Origin of the sequence: Streptomyces rhizosphaerihabitans (genome assembly GCF_025399795.1) — a bacterium.
Taxonomy (GTDB): domain Bacteria; phylum Actinomycetota; class Actinomycetes; order Streptomycetales; family Streptomycetaceae; genus Streptomyces; species Streptomyces rhizosphaerihabitans.
In genome coordinates, this window is sequence record NZ_JAODTZ010000024.1 from 91,413 (window position 1) to 115,730 (window position 24,318).

Annotated in this window: 19 protein-coding genes, 2 tRNA genes and 2 pseudogenes; 9 read left to right on the top strand and 14 right to left on the bottom strand. The window is 71.4% G+C overall.

Annotated elements, in window-relative coordinates; all coding sequences use genetic code 11:
* Nucleotides 1-2 precede the first annotated feature (2 nt).
* Entirely contained in the window at nucleotides 3-917 is a 915-nt protein-coding gene (locus tag N4G66_RS23740) for an ABC transporter ATP-binding protein (RefSeq protein ID WP_261706192.1), read from the top strand.
* Nucleotides 914-1,690 (top strand): ABC transporter permease, encoded by a 777-nt coding sequence (locus N4G66_RS23745; RefSeq protein ID WP_261706193.1) that lies wholly within the window; start codon nucleotides 914-916, stop codon nucleotides 1,688-1,690. The genes N4G66_RS23740 and N4G66_RS23745 overlap by 4 nt, the downstream gene beginning before the upstream one ends.
* A gap of 255 nt (nucleotides 1,691-1,945) precedes the next feature.
* Here the strand turns inward: N4G66_RS23745 and N4G66_RS23750 are convergent, their stop codons facing one another.
* Nucleotides 1,946-2,392 carry a MarR family winged helix-turn-helix transcriptional regulator gene (locus tag N4G66_RS23750; RefSeq protein ID WP_261706194.1) on the bottom strand — a complete coding sequence of 149 codons (447 nt, stop codon included), beginning with the start codon at nucleotides 2,390-2,392 and terminating at the stop codon, nucleotides 1,946-1,948.
* Nucleotides 2,393-2,506: 114 nt separating this feature from the next.
* Here N4G66_RS23750 and N4G66_RS23755 point away from each other — a divergent pair, with 114 nt between their 5' ends.
* On the top strand, nucleotides 2,507-3,436 hold the full coding sequence (locus N4G66_RS23755) for an alpha/beta hydrolase (protein WP_261706195.1): 930 nt from the start codon (nucleotides 2,507-2,509) through the stop codon (nucleotides 3,434-3,436).
* Nucleotides 3,437-3,913: 477 nt separating this feature from the next.
* On the opposite strand, the gene N4G66_RS23760 is transcribed toward N4G66_RS23755, so the two are convergent.
* Nucleotides 3,914-3,987: transfer RNA gene (locus tag N4G66_RS23760), tRNA-Pro, on the bottom strand.
* 101 nt (nucleotides 3,988-4,088) lie between these two features.
* Here N4G66_RS23760 and N4G66_RS23765 point away from each other — a divergent pair.
* The 3 genes and pseudogenes from N4G66_RS23765 (at nucleotide 4,089) to N4G66_RS23775 (ending at nucleotide 7,756) form a co-directional block, all read left to right on the top strand.
* On the top strand, nucleotides 4,089-4,613 hold the full coding sequence (locus N4G66_RS23765) for a DUF309 domain-containing protein (protein ID WP_261706196.1): 525 nt from the start codon (nucleotides 4,089-4,091) through the stop codon (nucleotides 4,611-4,613).
* Nucleotides 4,614-4,764: 151 nt separating this feature from the next.
* Nucleotides 4,765-5,535 carry a precorrin-6A synthase (deacetylating) gene (gene cobF, locus N4G66_RS23770; protein ID WP_261706197.1) on the top strand — a complete coding sequence of 257 codons (771 nt, stop codon included), beginning with the start codon at nucleotides 4,765-4,767 and terminating at the stop codon, nucleotides 5,533-5,535.
* 100 nt (nucleotides 5,536-5,635) lie between these two features.
* A pseudogene (locus tag N4G66_RS23775) lies at nucleotides 5,636-7,756 on the top strand (MDR family MFS transporter).
* A gap of 102 nt (nucleotides 7,757-7,858) precedes the next feature.
* Here the strand turns inward: N4G66_RS23775 and N4G66_RS23780 are convergent.
* The 3 genes from N4G66_RS23780 to N4G66_RS23790 all read right to left on the bottom strand — a co-directional run bounded on the left by N4G66_RS23780 (nucleotide 7,859) and on the right by N4G66_RS23790 (nucleotide 10,996).
* The gene (locus tag N4G66_RS23780) at nucleotides 7,859-8,623 is read right to left on the bottom strand and encodes a cobalt-precorrin-6A reductase (RefSeq protein WP_261706198.1); all 765 of its coding nucleotides are present in this window, start codon (nucleotides 8,621-8,623) and stop codon (nucleotides 7,859-7,861) included.
* Nucleotides 8,624-8,744: 121 nt separating this feature from the next.
* Nucleotides 8,745-9,521 (bottom strand): sulfite exporter TauE/SafE family protein, encoded by a 777-nt coding sequence (locus N4G66_RS23785; protein WP_261706199.1) that lies wholly within the window; start codon nucleotides 9,519-9,521, stop codon nucleotides 8,745-8,747.
* A gap of 287 nt (nucleotides 9,522-9,808) precedes the next feature.
* Nucleotides 9,809-10,996, bottom strand: a complete 1,188-nt coding sequence (locus tag N4G66_RS23790; protein ID WP_261706200.1) for a thiolase family protein — start codon at nucleotides 10,994-10,996, stop codon at nucleotides 9,809-9,811.
* 394 nt (nucleotides 10,997-11,390) lie between these two features.
* Here N4G66_RS23790 and N4G66_RS23795 point away from each other — a divergent pair, with 394 nt between their 5' ends.
* The 3 genes from N4G66_RS23795 to N4G66_RS23805 all read left to right on the top strand — a co-directional run bounded on the left by N4G66_RS23795 (nucleotide 11,391) and on the right by N4G66_RS23805 (nucleotide 15,189).
* Nucleotides 11,391-12,203 (top strand): SAM-dependent methyltransferase, encoded by an 813-nt coding sequence (locus N4G66_RS23795; protein WP_261706201.1) that lies wholly within the window; start codon nucleotides 11,391-11,393, stop codon nucleotides 12,201-12,203.
* Nucleotides 12,204-12,393: 190 nt separating this feature from the next.
* A complete protein-coding gene (locus N4G66_RS23800) occupies nucleotides 12,394-13,152 on the top strand; it encodes a CBS domain-containing protein (protein ID WP_261706202.1) in 759 nt (252 codons plus the stop codon).
* Nucleotides 13,153-13,455: 303 nt separating this feature from the next.
* Complete coding sequence (locus tag N4G66_RS23805; protein WP_261706203.1) at nucleotides 13,456-15,189, top strand: GAF domain-containing sensor histidine kinase; 1,734 nt, start codon at nucleotides 13,456-13,458, stop codon at nucleotides 15,187-15,189.
* A 185-nt stretch (nucleotides 15,190-15,374) separates the two neighbouring features.
* Here the strand turns inward: N4G66_RS23805 and N4G66_RS23810 are convergent, their stop codons facing one another.
* The 9 genes and pseudogenes from N4G66_RS23810 to tdh all read right to left on the bottom strand — a co-directional run bounded on the left by N4G66_RS23810 (nucleotide 15,375) and on the right by tdh (nucleotide 24,246).
* The gene (locus tag N4G66_RS23810; protein ID WP_261706204.1) at nucleotides 15,375-17,201 is read right to left on the bottom strand and encodes an ABC transporter ATP-binding protein; all 1,827 of its coding nucleotides are present in this window, start codon (nucleotides 17,199-17,201) and stop codon (nucleotides 15,375-15,377) included.
* Nucleotides 17,202-17,473: 272 nt separating this feature from the next.
* Nucleotides 17,474-17,547 (bottom strand) — tRNA-Pro (locus N4G66_RS23815).
* A gap of 428 nt (nucleotides 17,548-17,975) precedes the next feature.
* Nucleotides 17,976-19,580, bottom strand: a complete 1,605-nt coding sequence (locus N4G66_RS23820; protein ID WP_261706205.1) for an MFS transporter — start codon at nucleotides 19,578-19,580, stop codon at nucleotides 17,976-17,978.
* Between the two features lie 146 nt (nucleotides 19,581-19,726).
* Nucleotides 19,727-20,086 (bottom strand): MmcQ/YjbR family DNA-binding protein, encoded by a 360-nt coding sequence (locus N4G66_RS23825; RefSeq protein WP_261706206.1) that lies wholly within the window; start codon nucleotides 20,084-20,086, stop codon nucleotides 19,727-19,729.
* Nucleotides 20,087-20,210: 124 nt separating this feature from the next.
* Nucleotides 20,211-20,744, bottom strand: a complete 534-nt coding sequence (locus tag N4G66_RS23830) for a GNAT family N-acetyltransferase (RefSeq protein WP_261706235.1) — start codon at nucleotides 20,742-20,744, stop codon at nucleotides 20,211-20,213.
* A pseudogene (locus tag N4G66_RS23835) lies at nucleotides 20,744-20,935 on the bottom strand (cupin domain-containing protein); the annotation flags it as partial. The gene N4G66_RS23830 and the pseudogene N4G66_RS23835, both read right to left, overlap by 1 nt.
* Nucleotides 20,936-21,019: 84 nt before the next feature.
* Nucleotides 21,020-21,925 carry a LysR family transcriptional regulator gene (locus N4G66_RS23840; protein WP_261706207.1) on the bottom strand — a complete coding sequence of 302 codons (906 nt, stop codon included), beginning with the start codon at nucleotides 21,923-21,925 and terminating at the stop codon, nucleotides 21,020-21,022.
* A gap of 79 nt (nucleotides 21,926-22,004) precedes the next feature.
* Nucleotides 22,005-23,198, bottom strand: coding sequence for a glycine C-acetyltransferase (locus N4G66_RS23845; RefSeq protein WP_261706208.1), 1,194 nt, complete (start codon nucleotides 23,196-23,198; stop codon nucleotides 22,005-22,007).
* Nucleotides 23,199-23,217: 19 nt separating this feature from the next.
* Nucleotides 23,218-24,246, bottom strand: coding sequence for an L-threonine 3-dehydrogenase (gene tdh / locus N4G66_RS23850; protein ID WP_261706209.1), 1,029 nt, complete (start codon nucleotides 24,244-24,246; stop codon nucleotides 23,218-23,220).
* Between the last annotated feature and the right edge of the window lie 72 nt (nucleotides 24,247-24,318).

Consider the following 24,318-nt stretch of genomic DNA (forward strand, 5'->3'; position numbering starts at 1 on the left):
CGGTGATCGAACTCGTCGACGTGCACAAGCACTTCGGCGAGGTCACGGCGGTCGACGGCCTGAACCTGCGGGTCGAAGCCGGCGAGGTGGTCGCCTTCCTCGGACCGAACGGCGCGGGCAAGTCCACCACCATCGACCTGCTGCTGGGCCTGGCCAGGCCCGACTCGGGCACCGTCCGGGTCTGCGGCCGCCTCCCCGTGGACGCGGTCCGGCACGGCCTGGTGGCCGCCGCGCTGCAGAGCGGCGGCCTGCTGCGCGACTTCACGGTCGCCGAGACCGTCCGGTACGTCTCCTCCGTGTACCCGAAGGCCAGACCGGTCGACCAGGTGCTGGAAGTGGCCGGGCTGACGTCGATCGCCGGACGACGGGTCGGCAAGTGCTCCGGCGGCGAGCAGCAACGGCTCCGCTTCGCGCTGGCCTTGCTGCCGGAACCTCAGTTGCTGGTCCTCGACGAGCCGACCACCGGCATGGACGTCGAGGCCCGGCAGGACTTCTGGAAGGCGGTCCGCCGCGATGCGGAACGCGGCCGGGCCGTGCTGTTCGCCACCCACTACCTCGACGAGGCCGATGCACACGCCGACCGGATCGTGGTCGTACGGGAAGGCGTCGTGGTGGCCGACGGCCCGGCGGCGAAGATCAAGAACCTGGCGACCGGTCGCCGGATCCGGGTGCTCTGGCCCGGAGCCGAGCCGGCGACCGTCCAAGCCCTGCCCGGCGTGGACTCCGCGGAGGTGCACGGCGATTCGGTAATGCTGCGCACCCGCGACTCCGACCGGGTCGCCCGCCATCTGCTGAACCACACCGCCGCCCGGGACCTGGAGATCACCGCCACCCTGGAGTCGGCCTTCGTGGCACTGACCGGCCGCGGCTCCTCCCGGTCGCCCGCCGGCGCCCCCGACCCCGAGGAGCGCGGATGACCCCCGCCACGGCCGACCCCGAGGCCCCCGCCCGCCCGCCGTACGGCGGATTCAACACCGTGGCCCTGCGACTGGAGGCGCGACGGGTGCTGCGCAACCGGCGCACCCTGGTCTTCGCCCTGGGAATGCCCGCACTGTTCTTCCTCTCCTTCGGCCTGCCGCAGGCCGGCCGGGCCGCAGGAGAGACGGGGGTGCGCCAGCTCACCATGATCAACATGGCGGTCTACGGCTCGATGCTCGCCGCCACCTCCTGCGGCGCCGCCGTCGCGATCGAGCGAAGTCTCGGCTGGACCAGGCAACTGCGCATCACGCCGCTGCTCCCGCTCGCCCACCTCGCGATCAAGATGCTGACCGCGATGCTGCTCGGACTGCTGTCGGTGGCCGTGGAGTTCGCCCTCGGCGCGGCCTCCGGAGTGCGGGCCCCGCTGCGGGTCTGGCTGCTCTCCGGCCTGATCGCCTGGCTCGGCTCCTCGGTCTTCGCCGCCCTCGGCCTCTTCGCGGGATTCGTGCTGCCCTCCGAGAACGTCATGCAGTTCGTCGGCCCCGCACTGGCACTACTCGCCCTGCTCGGCGGCCTGTTCGTCCCGCTGCCCTTCCTGCCGGAGTCGGTCCGCTCCTTCGCCCCGTTCACCCCCGGCTACGGAGTCGGCCAACTCGCCCGCCTCCCCCTCACCGGCGGCCCGGTCGGCGTGGCACTGGCCAACCTCACGATCTGGGCGACGGTCTTCCTCGCGGGAGCCGCCTGGCTGTACCGCCGCGACCCGGCCCGGTAGCCGACCGGCGGCACGGTCGGACGCGGCCGGGCCGACCCGCCGACTGCCATCGGCCGCACGGTCGCCGGCTTGTCCGAGCTTGTCCCGGTCGGGACAAGCAGCCGTGGAGCGCTCCGCCCGTGGCGGGGAGTCGAACAACACCCGCGGGTCCACAGGCGCCGGGGTCGCGCCGGAGCCGAAGGCCGAGAAGTCGACAACCATGCGGATCTCCCGCAAGGTCCGTACCCGTGTGGCGCCCGACAGGGCCATGTCCTCTCAGCCCGGTCGGCCGTGGGAGCCCTCCTCGAGGGTCGCGCGAAGGGTGGTCAGGGTTGAGGCGATGCGGGTCAGGTCGTCAGGGGGAACCGCCGCGGTCAGCGAGATGAGCACGCTTTCGACAATGGGGCGGGAAACGGCCAACCGCTTCCCGCCCTCGGACGTGAGGCGCAGGACGGAAGAGCGGCGGTCCTGGGGGTGTGCGACCCGCAGGCACCAGCCCTCAGCCACCAGCCGGTCGACCGCCTTGCTGACGGCGCCGACGGTGATCGCCAGTTCGCCGGCGATGTCGAGCACGCGGCACCCCGGCACACGGTCGATGATCTCCAGAAGCTCGAACTGTCCCAGCCCCAGCCCTTGTTCGGCGCGCAGCCGGGCACTCACCGCGTTGTAGAGCCGGGTCTCGACGCGGACGAGGTCGGTGAAGATCGGGGTGACGTGGCTCACAGTATCTCTCCAGGTGGATTCCTGGGAATCATCTTCCTTGGAATCCGGTTGGGCTCAGACGGATGGATTCCCAGGAATGCATCCTCGCACCCCGCCCACTCCGTGGAGGCCCCCATGTCCCGACAGCAGCGCGACGTCCTGGATGCCATGCTCCGTTCCGCCCCTCGCGGCGAGACGCGGCCCACTCCCGGGAAGCAGCGCAGCGGTTTCGCCGGAGCTGTCACCCGCCCCGCGCCGGAGGGCGTGGTCACCCGCAGGACCGCCCTGGGCGGGCGGCCGGCCCTGGAGCTGGAGCCGGCCGGAGTCTCCGGCCGCGGCCGACTGCTCTACCTGCACGGCGGCGGCTACGTCGTCGGCTCACCGGACACCCATGCGGGACTGGTCGGTGAACTGGCCCGCCGCGCCGGACTGCGAGCGATATCGGTGGATTACCGGCTGGCGCCCGAGCACCCCTTCCCCGCGGCCGTCGACGACGGGCTGGCGGCCTATCGCGAACTGCTAACGATGGGCACAGACGCACAGGACCTCGTCATGGCCGGTGACTCCGCCGGTGGCGGCCTGAGCATCGCCACGCTGCTCGCGGCCCGGGAGGCCGGGCTGCCGCAACCGGCCGCCGTGGCCGTCTTCTCCCCGTGGGCCGACCTCACCCTCGCGGGCAAAAGCATCCGTTCCAAGGAGGGCGCCGACCCCATTTTCACCGAGGCGGACGTGCGCGCCTACGCCGATCTCTACGTCGGCGCGGGCGACCGGGCACATCCCCTGGCCAGCCCGGTGTTCGCCGACCTCACCGGGCTGCCCCCACTGCTCGTGCAGGTCGGGGCGAACGAGGTGCTGCTCGACGACGCGGTCCGGCTGGCCGGCCGCGCGGGCGCCGACGACATCGAGGTCACACTCGAAGTCGGGCCCGGCCTCCCCCACGTCTTCCAGCACCACTACGGCCGCCTCGACGAGGCCGACGCCGCACTCGACCGCGCCGCCCGCTTTCTCACCGCCCACCTGGGCGCCGGGCACCCGGGCGCCGACCGTCTCGAACGGGCCCACTGACGCCGGCCCCCGCCACCCCGATGAAGGACCTGTACGCAATCTTCGACTGAGAACCGTCAGCGAGAGCCCCGGCTGGGCGGGGTGCCGAGGCGGGTAAAGCGAGAACGCTGGTCGCACGCCGTCCGACCCCACACGGTCGTCACGGCTGCACTGCGCCACCTGGGACGGCCACGCCCCTCGACGGTGCTGTCCTGCCGCCACGACGGCACCGCGGCACCTGTCGTTGGTTCGAACCCGGAACATAAGCACGAGCACAGGCCGCTACCGACAGCGGCGTTGGATGGACACGGCCGTGCGGTCATCGGTCGGCAGAGGGCGGAAAGTGCGCGCATCAACAAACCGCACGGCGCACCTTGACCGGGTCAAGGTGCGCTTCACCCCAGCCAAGTGCGCTGGTCCCCAGCCGGTCCCCAAGAATGATCAAGGGGCCGTTTCAGATCTCCTCTGAAACGGCCCCTGACCTGCGACTTCGTAAAGTCGGGACGACAGGATTTGAACCTGCGACCCCTTGACCCCCAGTCAAGTGCGCTACCAAGCTGCGCCACGTCCCGGTGCCATCACCCGCGGTGACCCGCGTGATCGTGCGAACAGAACTTTACCCCACGCCCGGGGGCTGCTCCGCAGGGGGACGGAGGCGCGCGACAATCGGCGTATGACCGGGACATCTGAGACGCGGCAGGCCGGCGGACGCGATCGGGACACCGACGGGCGGGCACGGAACGCCCGGCCCCGGGACGGACTGGGGCGCCCCCTGCCGTACGGCGCGGACGGCGTGGAGCGGCAGCCGGAGGGGGTCGTGCGCGATCCCGAGGAGACGGTCGCCGAGGCGCAGGCACTGCTGGACGCGGGCAGGCCGTTCCACGCGCACGAGGTCTTCGAGGACGCCTGGAAGTCGGGTCCGCAGAACGAGCGCGGGCTCTGGCGGGGGCTGGCCCAGCTCGCCGTGGGGCTCACCCACGCGGCCCGGGGAAACACGACCGGCGGCGCACGGCTGCTGCGCCGCGGGGCCGGAGCGGTCGACGAGTGGACGTCGGGGACCGGCCGGCCGCGGCCGTACGACCTGGACCTCTTCGAACTCATCATCTGGGCGCGGAAGTTGGCCGACATTGTGGAGCGCGACGGCGGGCGGGTCGACGCGACGGCGTCGGCGCCACGGCTGCGCGGCCGGGGCGCCTGACGAGGGCACGCCTTCGGCGCCCGAGCTCGTACGTCCTCGGCACGCGTGCTCGTACGTGTTCGGTGCCCGTGCTCGTAGGCGTTCGGTGCCCGACCGGGGCACTGTCGGGTGCGGTGGGTCCACTGTCAGTGGCGTACGGCAGACTCTGGGTGTGCGAAAGATTCATGTCATCGGCATCGGAGCGGGCGACCCCGATCAGCTCACGCTGCAAGCGGTCAAGGCGCTGAGGAGCACGGACGTGTTCTTCATCCTGGACAAGGGCGAGGTGAAGTCGGACCTCGTCCAGCTGCGCCGCGACATCCTCGACGCGCACATACCGGAGGGGGCGTACCGCCTGGTCGAGGCCCGCGACCCGGACCGGGACCGGACCGCGGGCGGCTCGGCGTACTCGCCGGCCGTCGGGGACTGGCGCAGCGCCCGCGCCGCCATCTACGAGCGGCTGATCACCGAGGAGCTGGGCGAGGACGAGAGCGGCGCGTTCCTGGTGTGGGGCGATCCCGCTCTGTACGACAGCACGCTAGGCATCCTGGAGGAGATCCTGGACCGGGGCGCGGTGGAATTCTCGTACGACGTGGTGCCCGGCATCAGCAGTGTCTCGGCGCTCGTCGCCCGGCACCGCACGGGGCTGAACCGGGTGGCCCGGCCTGTCCAGATCACCACCGGGCGGCGCCTCGCGGAGGGCTTCCCCGACGGGGTGGACGACGTGGTCGTGATGCTCGACGCCCACCAGACGTTCCGGCAGTACGCGGACGAGGACATCGACATCTACTGGGGCGCCTACATCGGCACGCCCGACGAGATCCTCGCCTCCGGCCCGCTGGCCGAGGCGGCCCCCCGTATCGAGCGGTTGCGCGCCGAGGCCCGGGAGCGCAAGGGATGGATCATGGACACCTATCTGCTGCGCAGGAATCCGCGGGCGTAGTTCACCGGGCTCCGTATCGCGGGTGAAAGTCCGCGGGCGCAGGGCCGCGCGCCCCGATGAGGGTGGCCTCCCCGCCGGTACGCCGGGCGGGTCGCCCCGCATGCACGGGGAGCCCACCGGTGTGAGGGTGGCGCTTGTGACGATCACGGAGGATACGGCGCCACCCGCGGCGGGGGCGCCCGGACCGCCGGTGCTGGACAACCGCCGCCGCAACATCGTCTTCGCGACGATCGTGCTGGGCATGCTGCTCGCCGCGCTCGACCAGACGATCGTGGGCACCGCGCTGCCGACGATCGTGTCGGATCTGGGCGGCGCCGCGCACATGTCGTGGGTGGTGACCGCGTACCTGCTGGCCGAGACCGTGGCGACCGTACTGGTCGGCAAGTTCGGCGACCTGTTCGGCCGCAAGGTGGTCTTCCAGGTGTCGGCGATCATCTTCATCACGGGTTCCTTCCTGTGCGGGCTCGCCACGAACATGACGCTGCTGATCGCCTGGCGGGCGTTGCAGGGCATCGGCGCGGGTGGTCTGATGGTGACCTCCATGGCGCTGATCGCGGACGTCATCCCGCTGCGCGAGCGGGGCAAGTACCAGGGCGCGATCGGTGCCGTGTTCGGTGTGGCCACGGTCATCGGGCCGCTGCTCGGCTGACTGTTCACGGACCATCTGTCGTGGCGGTGGGCGTTCTACATCAACGTGCCCCTCGCGATCGTCGTGGTGATCGCGGCGGCCCGCACCATCCCGGTGGTGAAGTCGGTGACCCGGCCGGTCATCGACTATCTGGGCATCGCGCTCGTCGCGGTCGGGGCCAGCGCCCTGATCCTGGCGACGAGTTGGGGCGGCAACGAGTACGCCTGGGGATCACCGGCCATCATCGGCCTCTTCGTGGGCGGTCTGGTCGCGCTCGGCCTGTTCTGTGTGGTGGAGACGCGCGCGGCCGAACCGATGCTGCCGATGCGGCTGTTCTCCAACCCCGTCTTCACGGTCTGCTCGATCCTCAGCTTCATCGTGGGGTTCGCGATGCTCGGCGCGATGACGTTTCTGCCGACGTATCTGCAGTACGTCGACGGGGACTCGGCCACGATCTCCGGCGTGCGCACGCTGCCGATGGTCCTGGGGCTGCTCATCGCGTCCGTCTTCAGCGGCAACGTGGTCAGCAAGACCGGGCAGTACCGGATCTTCCCCATCGTCGGCTCCCTGGTGATGGCGGTCGGGCTGTATCTGATGTCGCGGATGGGACCGGAAACGGGGGCCTGGCTGGAGTCCCTGTACATGTTCGTGCTCGGCACCGGGATCGGGCTGTGCATGCAGGTGCTGACGATCGCCGTGCAGAACACCGTCGAGTACACCGACCTCGGCACCGCGACGTCCGGGGTCACCTTCTTCCGTACGCTGGGGAGTTCGTTCGGGACGGCCGTCTTCGGCACGATCTACACCAACGCGCTGAAGCCCAACCTGGCCGACGGGGTCAGGGCCGCCGCCGAGACCGGTGCGGCCGGGCCGGTCGTCATCGCCAAGGCTGCGCAGAGTCCGGAAGAGCTGCACAAGCTGCCGCCGGAGGCGGCCGCGCCCATCGTCGACGCGTACGCCGACACCATCCACACGGTGTTCCTGTGGACGGTCCCGGTCGCGCTCCTCGGCTTCGTCGTGGCGCTCTTCCTCAAGCAGGTGGAGCTGCGCGACAGCGCGCGCATGGGATCGACGGACATGGGCGAGGGTTTCGCGTCACCGTCCACCGCGGACTCCCAGCGGCTGCTGGAGTTCTCCGTCGCGAAAATCCTCGGCACCACGGAGATGGACACCGCGCGCCGGATCGTCTCCGAGTCCGACACCCGGCTGGACGTGGCGGGCGCCTGGGCCGTGATGCAGGTGGAGCTGTTCACCCGCATGGTCGGCCACGCCAACCTCGCGCTGATCGCGGCCCGGCGCCATCTGCCTCCCGAGGTGCTCGTCCCGGTGTTCAACCGCATGGTCGAGGAGGGCTATCTGACCCGGCACGGCTCGCTGTTCTCGCACACCGCGGCGGGCGAGCGGGAGGCACGGGTGATCAGCGAGGCGTGGGGGCGCTGGCTCGCCGGGCGCGTGGAGCAGGATGTCGGCCGCCCGTCCGGCACGGAACTGCGCGCCGCCGTCGACACCATCGCCAAGCGTCTGCTGGTCGAGGACCTGACCCAGGGCCTGCCCGACCGGACCCCGGAACTGACGTCGGCCACGACGGGTTGACCGGCACGGCGCCGGGCCGACCGAGAACAGCCGTACGCGGGTGCGCCGTTGAGGCCGTGAACCGGGATGTGACGGAACCCGCCGTGCGGCGGGTCCGGCCTGTCAGCTCCGGTCGGGATTCAGCAGGTCCAGCACGTCCAGCAGCTCCAGCGCCGATGCTGCGTCCGGTACCGCGCTCACGTCCTTCGGGAGGGGCGGACGCCGTACGACGACCACGGGGAGGCCGAGATCGCGGGCCGCGGTCAGTTTGGCCACCGTCGCGGCTCCGCCGCTGTCCTTGGTCACCAGGACATCGATGCGATGCCCGCGGAGCAGGCTCTTCTCGTCGTCCACCGTGAAGGGACCGCGCGCGAGCAGCACTTCGGTGCCCGGGGGCAGCGGCGGCTCGGGGGCCTCCACCGAACGTACGAGGAGGTGAATCCGGGCGAGATCCGCGAAGGCCGCGAGGCCGAGGCGGCCCGTGGTGAGGAAGGCGCGACGGCCCAACTCGGGCAGCAGCGCGGCGGCTTCGGCGAGGGAGTCCACCCGGTGCCAGCGGTCGCCGGGCCCGGGGCGCCAGCCGGGGCGGCGCAGCACCACGGCGGGAATCCCGGTCGCCGCCGCGGCCCGCGCCGCGTTCGCGGTGATGCCGGACGCGAAGGGGTGTGTCGCGTCGACCACAGCGTCGACACGGTGTTCGCGCAGCCAGCGCGCGAGTCCGTCCGCCCCGCCGAACCCCCCGGTCCGTACGTCCCCTTCGAGCGCTCCCGGCCGGGACACCCGGCCCGCCAGCGATGTCGTCACCCGCACACCGGGGCGCGCGGAAAGCTCGACGGCGAGTTCACGGGCCTCGGTCGTACCACCGAGGAGGAGGACGTGCGGGGACATGGGCCGAGCGTACGGGGTACGGCAACGGCAACGCGTATGCCCCTCTGTGGCCGCGGGTCGGATTCCGAGGACGTGGGGTGGAAGAGGCGACCGGGGGCTGGGGCGCCCCGGAAGTCCGGAGTCAGCGCAGCAGCAGCTGCACTCCGCCCACCACCGTAGCCGCGATCACCAGGCGCTCGAAGAGCAGCTGGTTGATGCGCTTCACCGCCCACTTCCCGATGAACGCCCCCGGCACGACGAAGACGGCCAGGGCCGCGTCCAGCAGCAGCGAACGGCCGTCGATCAGGCCGAGGCCCGCACTGAAGGGCAGCTTGGAGACGTTGACGATCAGGAAGAAGAAGGCGGAGGTGCCGAGGAAGCCGAGCTTGCGGAAGCCCGTCGACAGGAGATACATCGACATGACGGGGCCGCCCGCGTTGGCGACCATCGTGGTGAAGCCGCCGAGCACACCGTAGGAACGTGCCTTGATGCGGCCCGTGCGGGTCACGACCGAGTCGGGTTCCTCGTCCTGGACAGCGGCGGCCCGGCGGCGCCACAGGGTGATCCCTGTCATCAGCAGCAGGGTCGCGCCGATCGAGGTCCGTACGACCCCGTCGTCGGCCCACACCAGGAACACCGTGCCGAGGACGACACCGGCGGCGACCGCCGGGAACAGGCGCCACAGCGTGGGCCAGTGGGCGTGGCGCCGGTAGGTGGCGACGGCGAGCACGTCGCCGACGATCAGGAGCGGCAGCAGGACACCGGTCGAGGCGCGGGCGGGCAGTACGGCGGCGAAGACCGCCAGACTGACCGTGTTGGCGCCGCTGACGGCGGTCTTGGAGAAGCCGACGAGCAGAGCCGCGGCGGCGAGAGTGGCGAACTCCCCGATGGATATGTGCCAGAGCGTCATCATGTTCATGCGGGGGCCGATGTTATGCCCACGCAACTCGCCCGGGTGAAGAGGGTCCCGCCGGGTTTTCCGTGGGGCACACGGTGCACCGGGCCCGCAGCTCCCTCTTGAGGACCAGGTCACCGGTACGGAACCAGCCGTCGGCCACGGCCACCGCGGCCGCCTCGGGCCGGCCCGGACATCCGCACCCGGCAGGCACGAGCCGGGCAGGCACGCACCGGGCGCGAGCCGAGCAGGCGCCGCGTGATGGCGTACGGCGGCCGTGGGCCCCTCTCGTCCGACGGCGGGTCGGGGCGTCAGTGGCGCTCGACCAGGACGGCGCTGCCCTGCCCGACGCCCACGCACATCGTGGCCAGGCCGCGCGCGGCGCCCGTGCGGCGCATGCGGTGCAACAGGGTGGTGAGGATGCGGGCGCCCGAGGCGCCGAGCGGGTGGCCGAGGGCGATGGCACCGCCGGTCGGGTTGACGAGGTCCGGGTCGATGCCGAGGCGGTCCACACAGGCGAGGGCCTGGGCGGCGAACGCCTCGTTGAACTCGGCCTCCTGGATGTCGGCGACGGTCCAGCCGACGCGTCCGAGCGCCTTGCGGGTGGCGGGCACGGGGCCGATGCCCATCACGTCGGGGTCCACTCCGGCCGAGGCCCCGGCGACATACCGGCCGAGCGATTCAAGACCGAGTTCGTTCAGGGCTTCCTCGCTGACCAGCAGCACACCGGCGGCGCCGTCGTTCATCGGCGAGGCGTTGCCCGCGGTGACCGTACCGCCGGGGCGGAACACCGGCTTGAGGCGGGCCAGTTTGTCGAGCGAGGTGTCCTCCCTGACGCATTCGTCACTGTCGACGATCACACCGTCGGGACGCTCCACGGAGAGCAGTTCGGAGTCGAAGTACCCGTTCTTGCGGGCGTCCGCCGCGCGCTGGTGACTGCGGAGCGCGAACGCGTCCTGACGCTCGCGCGAGACGCCGTACCGCTCGGCGACCTCCTCCGCGGTCTCGCCCATCGACAGGACTCCGTGCAGCTCCTTCATCGCCGGGTTGACCAGCCGCCAGCCGAGCCGGGTGTCGACGGTCTCGATGCGGTGCGGCAGCGCCTCGTCCGGACGGGGCAGGACGAAGGGGGCCCGGCTCATCGACTCGGAGCCGCCGGCGAGCACGATGTCGGCCTCGCCGGAGGCGATGGCGCGGGCCGCGGTCGTGACGGCTTCGAGGCCGGAGGCGCAGAGCCGGTTGACGGTGGCGCCGGGCACGCTGTCGGGCAGTCCGGCGAGCAGCGCGGCCATCCGGGCGACATTGCGGTTGTCCTCGCCTGCCTGGTTGGCGGCACCCCAGTAGACGTCGTCGACGCGGGCCGGGTCGAGCGTGGGCACCTCGGCGACCAGAGCGCGGACGACGCTCGCGGCGAGGTCGTCGGGCCGCACGGAGGACAGGGCCCCGCGCAGCTTGCCGATGGGCGTGCGGCGGGCGGCCGCGAAGTGGACGGGACGCACGACAGGACTCCTGACGGACACCGGAATCGAATACCGGATCTTGATGAGCACGACCATTGATCAGCACTGCCGGTTTTCGTTAATTAGCACTGCTAGTTTTGGACTATAACCCCACTTCGGGCCCTTGGGAAGATCCCCCCTGCGGCCGGTATCCGCCCATCCGTCCCGGACACCCGGGACGGATGGCGCCGCGCCGCGTCCTGAAGCGGACCTGGGCCACGATCCGCCGCGGCCGTCCCGGCGGCAACCGCTCCGCGGCCGAGGCGACCGCCGGGTGGCCGAGGATCGACGGCGCCGCACGCCCCGCCCTCCGCCCGGATGACACACTGCTCGCGCGTCCCGCCGAACACGGGTTGACGGGGTGAACAGGCCCAGCGGAGCAGGGAGTTGTCGCATGACGGGGACGGAGTCCACCTCGGACCGGATCGACACCAGCAGGCCACATCCGGCGCGGGTGTACGACTGGTACCTGGGCGGCAAGGACAACTACCCGGTCGACGAGCGGCTCGGGCAGCAGATCACGGCGCGCGATCCCGGCGCCAAGCGGGCCGCGCGCAGCAACCGCTGGTTCATGCAGCGGGCCACCCGCCACCTGGTCCGCACGGCGGGAATCCGCCAGTTCCTCGACATCGGCACCGGCATTCCCACCGAGCCCAACCTCCACCAGATCGCCCAGAGCACCGCTCCGGACGCACGGGTGGTGTACGTCGACAACGACCCGATCGTCCTCGCCCACGCCGAGGCGCTGCTGCGCGGTACCCCGGAGGGCAGGACGGAGTACATCCAGGCCGATGTTCGCGAGCCGCGGAAGATCCTCGACGAGGCCGCGCGCGTGCTCGACCTCGACCGTCCCGTGGCTCTGTCGCTGATCGCACTGATGCATTTCATCGCCGACGACAGCGGAGCGTACGAGCTGGTGGAGACCCTGGTCGACGCGCTGGCGCCGGGCAGCTTCCTGTCGTTGTCCGCGATGACCGCCGACTTCGAGCCGGAGGACGTACAGCGGGGCATCGAGGCGTACGCGCGGGGCGGCGTCACCCTGGTGGGCCGCTCGCACGCCGGTGTGAGCCGCTTCTTCGAGGGACTGGACCTGGTCGAGCCGGGCGTCGTCTCCGTGAAGGACTGGCGTCCCGGGCTCGCGGAGGACGAGACGCCGATCGGCGACGAGCCGGTGTCCTTGTACGGCGGGGTCGCCTTGAAGGGCTAGGTCCTGTCGGTTTCGAGGGGCGCCTCCGGTCGGTTTCCCGCCCGCCGGCGCGGCCCTCACCGCGTCTCGCGGGTCTTCGGACCCTCCGGCCGGGGCGGTCCGGCCCCTGGCCGAGGACGGTCGGCCCCTGCCCTCGTGGGCGCCGGGAGGGAACGCTGGAAGCCATCCGAGAAGGAAGCGAGATGGCGAGATGACCCTCATCGTCGGACAGGTGATGACCAGCGAGGTCGTCGAGGCGCACCGGAAGATGTCCTTCAAGGACGTGGCACGGCTGCTGGACCGGTACCGGATCAGCGGACTGCCGGTGGTGGACGACGACGACAAGGTCGTGGGCGTGATCTCGGAGTCCGATCTGCTGCGCCGGCAGGCGGCCCGGTCCGACCCCGGCCAGGGACGGCGCCGGCGTCTGCCGTCCCCGCTCAGCGGGCTGCCGTGGTCGTCGCGTCCGGAGCGGATGGGCCGTCGTGCGGCGGATGCCGAGTCCGTCCGCGCCACGACCGCGGAGCGTCTGATGTCGACGCCCGCGATCACCGTGCATCCGCAACAGCGCGTCGCCGATGCCGCCAGGGTGATGGAACGCCATCGCATCGAACGGCTTCCCGTGGTGGACGAGGAGGACCGGCTGATCGGGATCGCCACCCGCCGCGACCTGCTGCGGGTCTTCCTGCGGACGGACGAGGAGATCCGCCGGGAGGTGACCGACGATGTGATGGGGCGCACGCTGTCGTTGCCGCCCCACACCGTGATCGTCTCGGTCGGCGACGGCGTGGTGACGCTGGAGGGACGGCTGGAGCACCGCAGCGAGATCCCGCAGGCCATCCGGCTGACGTGGCGGGTCGACGGTGTCGTCGGGGTCATGAACAGCCTGACCTTCCGCGTCGATGACACGCGCCCGCCGGAGCGGCACCCGTCACACCGGATCAGCCATCACTGGATGCCTGAACGCTGAGTGGTAGGGGCAGTTGACCGAACAGACGGCCGCGTCGTCGCACCGCCGGACCGTGCGACGGCCGGCCGTCGCACGCCCGGGCCGTCGAGTTCTCGATTCGCCGACCCTGCCGCGATCCCCGTGTGCCGGCCAGAGCCCTGGAAACCCTGCATGCCCGGTAGCGCCATCTCCCCCCGTCCGCCTTTCACATGGTTCCTCCCTTCCTCCCCGAAGCCGTCCGCCGCGTTCCGCACAGGTGCTCGACTGCGGGCGCGGTCGGTCGGGCATCATGGCTTCGTCGGGCGGCGATCGAGGGGAACACGAATGGACCAGAGCGCGAACCTTCCGGAGGAGCCCTCGGCACCGCAGTTCCGGCTGGACGCCCTGCTCGAGGACCTGCAGGAGCAGGTGCAGCGTGTGCGCGGCACCCAGAACCGGGTGCACACCCTTCTCGAAGCGGTTCTCGCGATCGGCAGCGACCTGGACCTGGACGTGGTCCTGCGGCAGATCGTGGAGTCCGCGGTACAGCTCGTCGACTGCCGCTACGGGGCGCTCGGCGTCCTCGGCGACGAGGGCGGCATCAAGCAGTTCATAACGGTCGGGATCGACGAGGAGACCATCGCGCGCATCGGGAACTACCCCCGGGGAGAAGGCATCCTCGGCCTGCTCATCCGGGAGCCGCACGCGCTGCGGCTCCCGGTCCTGAACGAACACCCGGACTCCGTCGGCTTCCCGCCCGGTCATCCCCCGATGACCACGTTCCTCGGCACCCCCGTACAGGTCCGCGACAAGATCTTCGGGAATCTGTACCTCACGGAGAAGCACGGCGGGGCCGAGTTCGACGCCGAGGACGAGGCGGTGCTGCGCACGCTCGGCGCGGCGGCCGGTGTGGCCATCGACAACGCCCGGCTGTACGACGACGCCCGGCGCCGTGAGCGCTGGCTGGCCGCGAGCAGCGACCTGACCCGCACCCTGCTGTCGGGCACCGATCCGGTCGAGGTCCTGCACACGTTCACCGCGACGGTCCGGGAGCTGTCCGACGCGGATCTGGTGACCCTGGCGGTGCCGGTGACCGGCACCACGGACCTGGTCATCGAGTCCGCCGAGGGGCCCGACGCCGAACTGGTACGGGGGTTGGCCCTGCCGGACGGGACGAGTCTGGCGGCCAAGGTGTTCACTTCCGGCGAGCGCATCGTCAGTGCGTCGCTCAGCGAGGACCCGCGCACCGGGACGGGCAGCGCGTCGGTTCTCGAACTCGGCCCGGCGTTCGTGATTCCGCTGGGCACCCCGGAGCGGGTGCGCGGCGTCCTCCAGGTCGCGAACCGGCAGGGCGGCACCGTGTTCCCGGACGCCACCGTCGAGATGATCGCCGGCTTCGCCGGGCACGCCGCGCTCGCCCTGGAGATCGCCGAACACCGCCGCGACGCGGAGCAGTTGCTCGTCCTCAACGACCGGGACCGCATCGCGCGCGACCTGCACGACCTGGCCATCCAGCGGCTCTTCGCCGGCGGGCTCAGCCTGCAGTCGGTGCTCAACCGGCTCTCCGACCGGCCCGAGGTGGCCGAACGCGTCCAGCGAGTGGTGGACGATCTCGACGACACGATCAAGGTCGTGCGCTCCACGATCTACGCCCTGCGGGAGAGCGACCGGTCGGGCGCCACCGGTCTGCGCGCCCGGCTCGTCACCGAGGTGGGCCGTGCGGCGGAGACACTCGGCTTCACCCCCTCCCTGCGCATGAGCGGCCTGCTGGATACCGACGTGTCCGATGAGCAGCGGGAACACGTGGTCGCGGTCCTGCGCGAGGCCCTGTCGAACGCGGCCCGGCACGCCCACGCCACCGCCGTGGAGGTCACGGCCGAGGCCACCGCCACCACACTGCGGCTGCGGGTGGCGGACAACGGCCGTGGCATCGGTCCCGACGTCACCCGCCGCAGCGGTCTCGGCAACATCAGCACCCGCGCCGAGCACCTCGGCGGCAGCTGCGCCCTGACGTCCAACCAGCCGAACGGCACCGTCCTGGAGTGGACGGTACCGCTGCACCACGACGACCCGGCCTGACCCACTGCACCGGGGTCTGACCCACGACACTCCGCCTGACCCACGACCCGGCCGACTCACGCCCCGGTCTGACCCATCACGCCCCGGCCTGACCCACGACGCCTCCCGGCGGCCGTGGCCGGACCGAACCGCTTGTGCCGGGCGCGCGCTCCTCGGCCGGCGGGCCCGGCCAGGTGGGCCCGCGTTCATCGCTGGTCGGCCGGGGCGGGACCGTCGTCGATGAAGCCGCCCGACTGGTGGCGCCACAGCTTCGCGTAGGCGCCGTCCGACGCGAGCAGCTCCTGGTGCGTGCCCTGTTCGACGATCTTTCCCTGGTCGAGGACGACCAGCCGGTCCATGGTGGCGACCGTGCTCAGCCGGTGCGCCACCACGAGCGCCGTGCGCCTCTCCATGAGCCGCCACAGCGCCTCCTGGACGAGGATCTCACTCTCGGAGTCGAGGGCACTGGTCGCCTCGTCGAGGAGCAGGATCGGCGCGTCGCGCAGGATCGCGCGGGCGAGGGCGACGCGCTGGCGCTGGCCGCCGGAGAGCTTGATGCCGCGCTCTCCGACCATGGTGGCGAAACCGTCCGGCAGCGCGTCGGCGAACTCCGTGACGTGCGCCGCCTCGGCGGCGCGGCGGATCTCCGCCTCGGTGGCGTCCGGACGGGCGAAGGCGATGTTGTCCCGCAGTGTGCGGTGGAACATCGCCGGGTCCTGCGGCACGTAGGCGATCAGGCTGCGCAGGTCGGCCTGGCGCAGCCTGCTGATGTCCTGGCCACCGATCAGGATGCAGCCGTCGTCGATGTCCGTCATCCGCAGCAGCAGCCGGGTGAGCGTGGTCTTGCCTCCGCCGGACCGGCCGACCAGACCGATCTTCGCTCCGCTGGGTACGGCCAGTTCGAGCCCGGTGAAGAGCGGCCTCGCCCCGCCGTGGGTGAAGGTCACCTGTTCGAAGCGGACGTCGGCTCCGCGGGACCGCAAGGGCTCCGGGGCGACCGGGTCGAGCACGGTCGGTGGCGTCATCAGCAGTTCGGTGAACTGGGCGGCCTCCGTCATCGAGCTTTCCAGACGGCGGTAGATCTGGTTGAACTCGAACATGATCCGGGTCGCGTTGGCGTAGTACGTGAAGGCGACCACGACCGCCTCCACGCCGTGCCCGCCCCCGCCGAGCGTGATCGCGAGCAGCAGGCCGAGCGCGTTGGTCAGGACGGACATCGGCGCGACGAACGTGTCGATGCGCAGGTTGCCGTAGTCCCACGACAGCAGGGTGAGCCGCCGCGATGCCGCGACACGGGACCGGTGCTCGGCCGCCTCGCGCTCCTCGGCGGCGAAGGCCCGGACGGTGTCCATGTTCATCAGGCTGTCGGCGACATGGCCCGAGACCCGGGCGATCGCCTCCTCCCGCCGGTCGACGAGCGCCTGGCGGCGCCGGATGAGCGGCACCACGCACAGCCCCGTCACGGCGATCATCACCAGGAGTCCGACCACGAGCAGCGGTTCGTAGCGCCACAGCACCACCGACCCGAACACGAGCGGCACCAGGCTGCCCACGACCTGGAACGTCATCGTGTCGACGAATTCCTCGAAACGGGAGGCGAAGCTCAGCACCCGCTTGGTCAGCGAGCCGGCGAAGTTGTCGTGGAAGAACGAGGCGTCCTTGGCGAACAGTTCGTCCATGCCGATCACGTACAACTGCTCGATACCGAGCGCGTCCAGGCGGTTCAGGCAGTGCAGACCGAGGCGCCAGAAGGCCTCTGCGAGCAGCAGGACGCCACCGAACGCGAGGACGTAGGGCAGCGCGGCACCGACGGAGACACCGCTGCCGTCGCCCGCGATACGGCCGACGAGCTTCGCGACGATGAGCGGCGCGATGTAGCTGATGCCGATGTTGCCGAGTGCCGGCATCAGCATGGCGGGCACCGTCAGCCGCCGGAGCCGACGCAACTCCCTTCCGTAGTAACGAAGTGCGAGGAGGACCGAGCCCCTGCCCGGTAAGGCCTTGCGCGATTCAGGCGATTCAGGAGAAGCCATCTCACCCCTGTGTCGTCGTACGGCTGCCCGTCACACCTCGCATGGTTCACGAATGCGCCGATGTACGTATATGGGGCAGTCCAGGAGTTGCAGTGTCCCGTGACGGCGGCCACGAGGTCCAAGCGTTTTTCTCGGCCATCGGGCCGTACCGGACAGCTGTACGACCTCGGCCGGCGTCGGTGGCGGACGACCACGGACGGCCGCGCGGGGGTACGACAAAGGCCGCTTTCTCAGTTGCTGAGAAAACGGCCTCTGAACCACGACTCAAAAAGTCGGGACGACAGGATTTGAACCTGCGACCCCTTGACCCCCAGTCAAGTGCGCTACCAAGCTGCGCCACGTCCCGATGCCCGTCTGACCTGGGGTTTCCCCTGGCTGGACGTGCACGGAAACAATACCGCACTCGTGCCGGTGGTCGCGCACCCGTTTTGCGCGGGCCGACGGTCGGCATCGCGCGGAATCGGACGGGCGGTACACGTCCGGCGGTGACCTCACCTTCGACCGAGGGCGCGTGCTCGCCCTCGGGACGATCACGGCGGAGCGCCCGCACACACCCCGACCTGCCCCGACCTGCCCGGACCTGCCCTGGCCCTGGCCCTGGCCTGGCCTGCCCTGGCCTGGCCTGGCCTGCTCGAAGGTGACCGGTTCCCGCTGTCCGAGGGGCGGAACCGTCGAGGACCGGCCGAGCGGACACGGCTCGGCGGGCGATCCCCTCAGGAGCGGATCGACGGGTGCCAGGCGGCACGGGTACGCGCGCGCCATGCACCGACCCGCTCACACGGCTCGGCTGTTGTCCCGTCCGACCGGTTCGAGCGATACGGCGGCGGTGGTCCGCGGCCGGGGCACGGGGCCATCGACGCGCACCAAGTTGCGTATCGCGGGGACCGAGAGCAGGGCCGTGGAGACGACGAGGGTCATGACGCCGGCTATGAGCAGGACGTTGTCGGCGCCGAGGGCCGCGGCGGCGGGTCCCGCGAGTGCCTGGCCGACAGGCATCATGGCCAGGGACCCGGCGACGTCGTAGGCGTGGATGCGGTTGAGGACGTCGGGCGCCACCTGCGTCTGCACGCTGGTCGCCCACATCACGCCCCAGAGCGACGTGCCCGCTCCGGCGATCATCGCTCCCGCCGACATGGCGGCCACGCCGAGTCCCGCCCCGACGGACGCGGGAAAGCAGGCGAAGGCGAAGAGGGCGAACGAACCGGCGCGCAGCATGCGTCGCGGACGCAGTCGCAGGGCGACGAGCCCGCCGATCACGGTGCCGGCGCCGAGAGCCGAGTTGATCAGGCCGTAGGCGCGGGGGCCGTGCTGCTGCACCACCTCGGTCGCCACCAGGGGGACGGTCGGGCCCCAGACGGAGATCATGTAGACGCACCAGATCACGATGACGGCCCACAACCACGTACGGGATCTGAACTCCCGCCACCCTTCGGCGAGATCGGCCTTGAAGCTGCCGCTGTGGACCCGGCTTCCGGGTGCGGCCGGAGGCAGGCGGAGCAGCAGCAGACACACGGCGCTCAGCGCGAAGGTGCCGGCGTGGGCCACGAAGACCCCTCCCGCGGAGGCGAACGCGACCAGCAGACCCGCCAGGGCGGGGCCGGCGAGCTGGGCCGCGGACTCGGCGATCCGAATGGCTCCGTTGGCTCCCTGTATGTCGGTGGCGAGGCGCGGCACGGTGCTGGCGACACCGGGCTGGAAGACCGCGCCCGCCACGCCGTTGACCGCGCCGATCACACAGATCTGCCAGAGGATCACGTGGTCGGTGAAGAAGAGGGTGGCGGCGATGGACTGGGCCACCAGCCGCACGAGGTCGGCGCCGATCATCAGTTTGCGGGTGCTGAAGCGGTCGGCGATCACTCCACCGAAGATCACCAGTCCGGCGAAGGGGGCGGCCGACGCGGCCATGGCGAGACCGACGGCGCCCACCCCGTACCCGTACTGCAGCAGTCCCGCGGCAAGGGCCACCGGCAGCATGGTGTCGCCGAGCCGGGCGAGGGCACGCGCGACGAAGAACAGGGCGAAGTCGCGCGACCAGACGGGCCTGGGCGGCCGGTCGGCAAGGATGCCGGGGCGGGTGCGACCCGGGCCCGGCACCGCGGACGCCTCGCTCCGCCGCCCCGCCGAGCCGCCTCCGATCGAGCCGCCCTCTGCAGAGCCGTCGTACGCCGAGCCGCCTCCCCCGCGACCGCCGTCCCCCGCGCGACCGCCTTCGAAGGCGTCGTACGCCGAACGACCCCCTGCAGAGCCGTCGTACGCCGAGCCGCGACCGCCGTCCACCGCACGGCCCCCTACGGAGTCGTCGTACGCCGAACGGCGCGCTGCCGCGCGATCCGACGGCTCTGCGTGCAGTGGCTCCTCGCCCGATGACTTCGTGGTCATCCCGCTCGCGCCCCTCCCCCCTGCCCCCACGGCTCCCCCACGAAGCCGCCCGTCCCGCTCTTCAGCCGCACTTCCGGATCACTCCCGCTTCCGGATCACTCCCGCTTCGGATCATGCCACGGGGCACCGACAACGCAGCAGCCGTTTCAGCCGGCGGACGGGAGCCCCAACTCGGGGTGGGCGTCGACCAGTCGGGGCGGGGCCGCCTGGCGCCAGGAGTCGGCGAGGATGTCGCGGAGTTCGTCGTCGTCCTCCAGGGCGGCGAGCCGGGCCCGGACCCAGGCGAAACCGGCCTCGTGATCGGCGATCCAGAACTTCCCCGGCTCGGCCAGGACCAGTTCGTCGCGCTCCTCCTTCGGGCAGCGCACGGCGATGGAGGTCTCCGCCTCGGGCAGCGTGGCGAACATCTTTCCCGCGACCCGGAAGGTGGGCATGCTCCAGGCGATCTTCTCCGACGTGTCCGGCAGGGAGAGGGCGATACGGCGTACGTCTTCGGCATCCGGCATGAGACGCACGCTAGCCAATGGCACTGACATCGACGCGGCGAAGCGCGACGTCAACGCACGACGTCAGCGGCGGGTCGGGGCGTGCCGCCCGCCGGGCCGGGTACCCCACCGGGGCCGCGCCCTGTCACGCGTCGCCGGCGGACGCTCCCAGTTGCTTGTAGAAGATCGTCGTCGGACGCGGTTCACCCGACGGCGTCGCCGCGTAGTCCGGTATCGCCCCGAGCCGGGTCCAGCCCGCGGAGAGGTAGAGGGACTCGGCGGGGCTGTCGGTCTCGGTGTCCAGGTGGAGGAGGGTGACTCCCGCGGCGGCCGCCTCCGTCTCCGCGGTCGCGAGGAGCGTACGGCCGCGGCCCTGCCCGCGGCCGTCCCGGTGGACCATCAACTCGACGAGTTCGGCGCGGTGGCGGCTGTTGGGTTTGTCCGGGAAGGCGAGGGCGACCGTGCCGAGCAGCCGGTCGTCGCTGTGGGCGACCCAGACCGTGAGGTGCCCGGCCGAGACCGCGTCCGCGCGCTCCCGCCACCAGGCGACGGCCGCCGTGCGGTCGAGCGGGGCGAGGAATCCGATCGAGGCGCCGCCGTCCACGGTGTCGGTGAGCAGGTCCGCCAACTCATCGACCACACGATGGAGTTCAGCTGGAGTGAGGCGGACGACGGCGATCACGGCAGCACCACCGCCAGCGCGTACCGCCCGTCCTCGGGTCCGGGGCAGCGAAAACGCGTCGGGCCCCGTACCCGCAACCGGAGGCAGTCGCCCGCGCCGAGGCGGTGTTCGACGTCCCGCGCGGTCACGTCGAGCGTTCCGTCGAGAACCCAGATGTACTGCTCCGGGCCGGGTACGGGAGGCCAGTCGCGCCCCGAGCCGGGCGTCGACCGCAGCATCGTCCTCACTTCTCGCATCCGGGACGCTATCCCGGGTATGAGAAGTGATCGGAGTCAGTCGACCGTCGCCGCTTGGGCCAAGGCCTCCAGTACGGGCCGGATCAGCGGGTGGTCCTCCGCGCCACGGCGTACGGCGGCGAAGACGCGGCGGGTGGGCGCGATGCCGTCGACGGGGCGCACGACCACACCCGTGAGTTCCATGCCGCGCAGCGCCGAGCGGGGAACCAGGGCGACGCCCGCGTCGGCGGAGGCGAGGGCGACGACGGCGCGGAAGTCGTCCGAGGAGTGTTCGAGGCGCGGCTGGAATCCGGCGTTCTCGCAGGCCAGGACGACCACGTCATGGCAGGGGTTGCCCGGGTACGGGCCGATCCACGGGTCCTTGGCCAGCTCCGCGAGCGGCACCTCCTCGGCGTCGGCCAGGCGGTGGGTGACGGGGACGACCGCGTCGAAGGGCTCGGCGTAGAGCGGGACGTGCGTCAGCCGCGGGTCGTCCGCGTCCGGGGCACCCCGGTACTCGACGGCCACCGCGATGTCGACCTGCCGGTCGAGCACCATCGGCAGGCTGGCGTCGCCCTCGGCGTCCTGGACGCGGACGAGGATGCCCGGCGCCGTGACGGCGAGGCGGGCCAGGGCGGGGGCCACGACCAGGCCGATGCCGGTCGCGAAGGAGGCCACCGTGACCGTACCGGCGGAGCCCGAGCTGTACGCGGCCAACTCGGCCTCCGCACGCTCAAGTTGAGCCAGGACGGCGTTCGTGTGGCCGAGCAGGATCTCGCCCGCGGGCGTCAGCCGTACGCCCTTGGCGCCGCGCTCGACGAGCCGGTGGCCCGTCTCCTGCTCCAGGGCGGTCAGCTGCTGCGAGACCGCCGAGGGCGTGAGATAGAGCGCGGCGGCCGCCGCCGTCACCGTGCGGTGGTCGGCCACCGCACGAAGGATGTGGAGCCGCCGCGCTTCGATCATGCGACCGATTCTCTCAGGTCACACGCCTTTTCCGGCCATCAGGCCGGTGTGCGCCCCCGGACGTGAGGGCGCACCCGCGTCAGGCGTCGAGTTCCGCGCGCGCCGCCACGAAGGCGTCCACGGCCCGGTTCACGTCCTCGGTGGAGTGTCCCGCGGACAGCTGTACGCGGATACGGGCCTTGTCCTGCGGGACGACCGGGTACGAGAAGCCGATCACGTACACGCCGCGCTCCAGGAGCAGCTCCGCCATGCGGCCGGCGACGGACGCGTCACCGATCATGACGGGGGCGATCGCGTGGTCGCCGGGGAGGATGTCGAAGCCCTCCGCGGTCATCCGGGAGCGGAACAGCGCGGTGTTCTCCGCGAGCCGGACGCGCAGGTCGTCGGCGGACTCCAGCAGGTCGAGGACCTTCAGGGAGGCCGCGGCGATCACCGGGGCGAGCGTGTTCGAGAAGAGGTACGGGCGGGACCGCTGGCGCAGCAGGGCGACGATCTCGGCGCGGGCCGCGACATAGCCGCCGGAGGCGCCGCCGAGGGCCTTGCCGAGGGTGCCGGTGATGATGTCGACGCGGTCCATGACCCCGTGCAGCTCGGGGGTGCCGCGGCCGCCGGGGCCGACGAAGCCGACGGCGTGCGAGTCGTCGACCATGACCATCGCGTCGTAGCGGTCGGCGAGGTCGCAGATCTCCTTCAGGGGGGCGACATAGCCGTCCATCGAGAAGACGCCGTCGGTGACGATCAGGCGGCGGCGCGCGTCGGAGGCCTCCTTGAGCTGGGCCTCCAGGTCGGCCATGTCGCGGTTGGCGTACCGGAAGCGGCGCGCCTTGGACAGCCGGATGCCGTCGATGATCGAGGCGTGGTTGAGGGCGTCGGAGATGACCGCGTCCTCGGCGCCGAGGAGGGTCTCGAAGACTCCGCCGTTGGCGTCGAAGCAGGAGGAGTAGAGGATCGTGTCCTCCTGGCCGAGGAACGCGGACAGCCGCGCCTCCAGTTCCTTGTGCACCTCCTGCGTACCGCAGATGAAGCGCACGGAGGCCATGCCGTAACCCCAGCGGTCGAGCGCCGCGTGGGCGGCGGCGACGACCTCGGGGTGGTCGGCGAGGCCGAGGTAGTTGTTCGCGCAGAAGTTGAGGACCTCACCGGGGCGGCCGCCCGCGGTGACGCTCACGGTCGCGGACTGCGGGGTGCCGATGACCCGCTCGGGCTTGTGCAGCCCGGCGGCGCGGATCTCGTCGAGGGTGGTGCGGAGGTCGTCGCGCACGGAGTCGAACATCATCAGTTCCTTAGAGTCCTCAGAGGGTCCAGTCGAGAATGACCTTGCCGCCACGGCCGCCGGCCGCGTCGTCGAACGCTTCCTCGTAGTCCCGGAATCCGTAACGGCCGGTGATCACGGGCGAGAGGTCGAGGCCGCTCTCCAGGAGGACCGACATCGAGTACCACGTCTCGAACATCTCGCGGCCGTAGATGCCCTTGATCGTGATCATGGAGGTGACGATCCGGGACCAGTCGACCGGGAACTCCTGGGCGGGCAGGCCCAGCATCGCGATCCGCCCGCCGTGGGTCATGTTGGCGATCATCTCGCGCATGGCCTCGGGGCGGCCGGACATCTCCAGGCCGATGTCGAAGCCCTCGCGCAGGCCGAGCGTGCGCTGCCCGTCGGCGATCGTGGAGCCCGCGACGTTCAGGGCGAGGCTGACGCCGATCTTGCGGGCCAGCTCAAGGCGCTCCTCGCTGACGTCGGTGATGACGACGTTGCGGGCACCCGCGTGGCGTGCCACGGCCGCGGCCATCAGGCCGATCGGGCCGGCGCCGGTGATCAGGACGTCCTCGCCGACGAGCGGGAAGGACAGCGCGGTGTGCACGGCGTTGCCGAACGGGTCGAAGATCGCGGCGACATCGAGGTCGACCGGGACGCGGTGCACCCACACGTTCTGCGCGGGCAGCACGACGTACTCGGCGAACGCGCCGTCGCGGCCGACTCCGAGACCGACGGTGGCACGGCAGAGGTGACGCCGCCCGGCGAGACAGTTGCGGCACTTGCCGCAGACCAGGTGCCCCTCGCCGCTGACGCGGTCGCCGATGGTGATGTCTGCGACGTCGCGGCCGGTCTCGACGACCTCGCCGACGAACTCGTGCCCGAGGACGAGCGGCGTCTTGATGGCCTGCTGCGCCCAGCCGTCCCAGTTGCGGATGTGCAGGTCGGTGCCGCAGATCCCGGTCCTGAGGACCTTGATCAGTACCTCACCGGGGCCGGCCTGCGGCTCCGGAACGTCCGTGAGCCAGAGTCCGGGCTCCGCCTTCTCCTTGACCAGCGCCTTCACTTGACGGCTCCTGTGCGTGAGATCCCGGGAAAGAGCACGCCGAAAGAGGCCCGCACCGGGGAGAGGGGTGAA

What these genes read in the sequence shown, in the direction of transcription:
- N4G66_RS23795 (WP_261706201.1), top strand. Translation starts at nt 11,391, where the DNA reads ATGACGGGGACGGAGTCCACCTCGGACCGGATCGACACCAGCAGGCCA.
- N4G66_RS23805 (WP_261706203.1), top strand. Translation starts at nt 13,456, where the DNA reads ATGGACCAGAGCGCGAACCTTCCGGAGGAGCCCTCGGCACCGCAGTTC.
- N4G66_RS23810 (WP_261706204.1), bottom strand. Translation starts at nt 17,201, where the DNA reads ATGGCTTCTCCTGAATCGCCTGAATCGCGCAAGGCCTTACCGGGCAGG.
- N4G66_RS23745 (WP_261706193.1), top strand. Translation starts at nt 914, where the DNA reads ATGACCCCCGCCACGGCCGACCCCGAGGCCCCCGCCCGCCCGCCGTAC.
- N4G66_RS23785 (WP_261706199.1), bottom strand. Translation starts at nt 9,521, where the DNA reads ATGAACATGATGACGCTCTGGCACATATCCATCGGGGAGTTCGCCACT.
- N4G66_RS23845 (WP_261706208.1), bottom strand. Translation starts at nt 23,198, where the DNA reads ATGTTCGACTCCGTGCGCGACGACCTCCGCACCACCCTCGACGAGATC.
- N4G66_RS23765 (WP_261706196.1), top strand. Translation starts at nt 4,089, where the DNA reads ATGACCGGGACATCTGAGACGCGGCAGGCCGGCGGACGCGATCGGGAC.
- N4G66_RS23820 (WP_261706205.1), bottom strand. Translation starts at nt 19,580, where the DNA reads ATGACCACGAAGTCATCGGGCGAGGAGCCACTGCACGCAGAGCCGTCG.
- N4G66_RS23780 (WP_261706198.1), bottom strand. Translation starts at nt 8,623, where the DNA reads ATGTCCCCGCACGTCCTCCTCCTCGGTGGTACGACCGAGGCCCGTGAA.
- N4G66_RS23825 (WP_261706206.1), bottom strand. Translation starts at nt 20,086, where the DNA reads ATGCCGGATGCCGAAGACGTACGCCGTATCGCCCTCTCCCTGCCGGAC.
- N4G66_RS23840 (WP_261706207.1), bottom strand. Translation starts at nt 21,925, where the DNA reads ATGATCGAAGCGCGGCGGCTCCACATCCTTCGTGCGGTGGCCGACCAC.
- N4G66_RS23800 (WP_261706202.1), top strand. Translation starts at nt 12,394, where the DNA reads ATGACCCTCATCGTCGGACAGGTGATGACCAGCGAGGTCGTCGAGGCG.
- N4G66_RS23755 (WP_261706195.1), top strand. Translation starts at nt 2,507, where the DNA reads ATGTCCCGACAGCAGCGCGACGTCCTGGATGCCATGCTCCGTTCCGCC.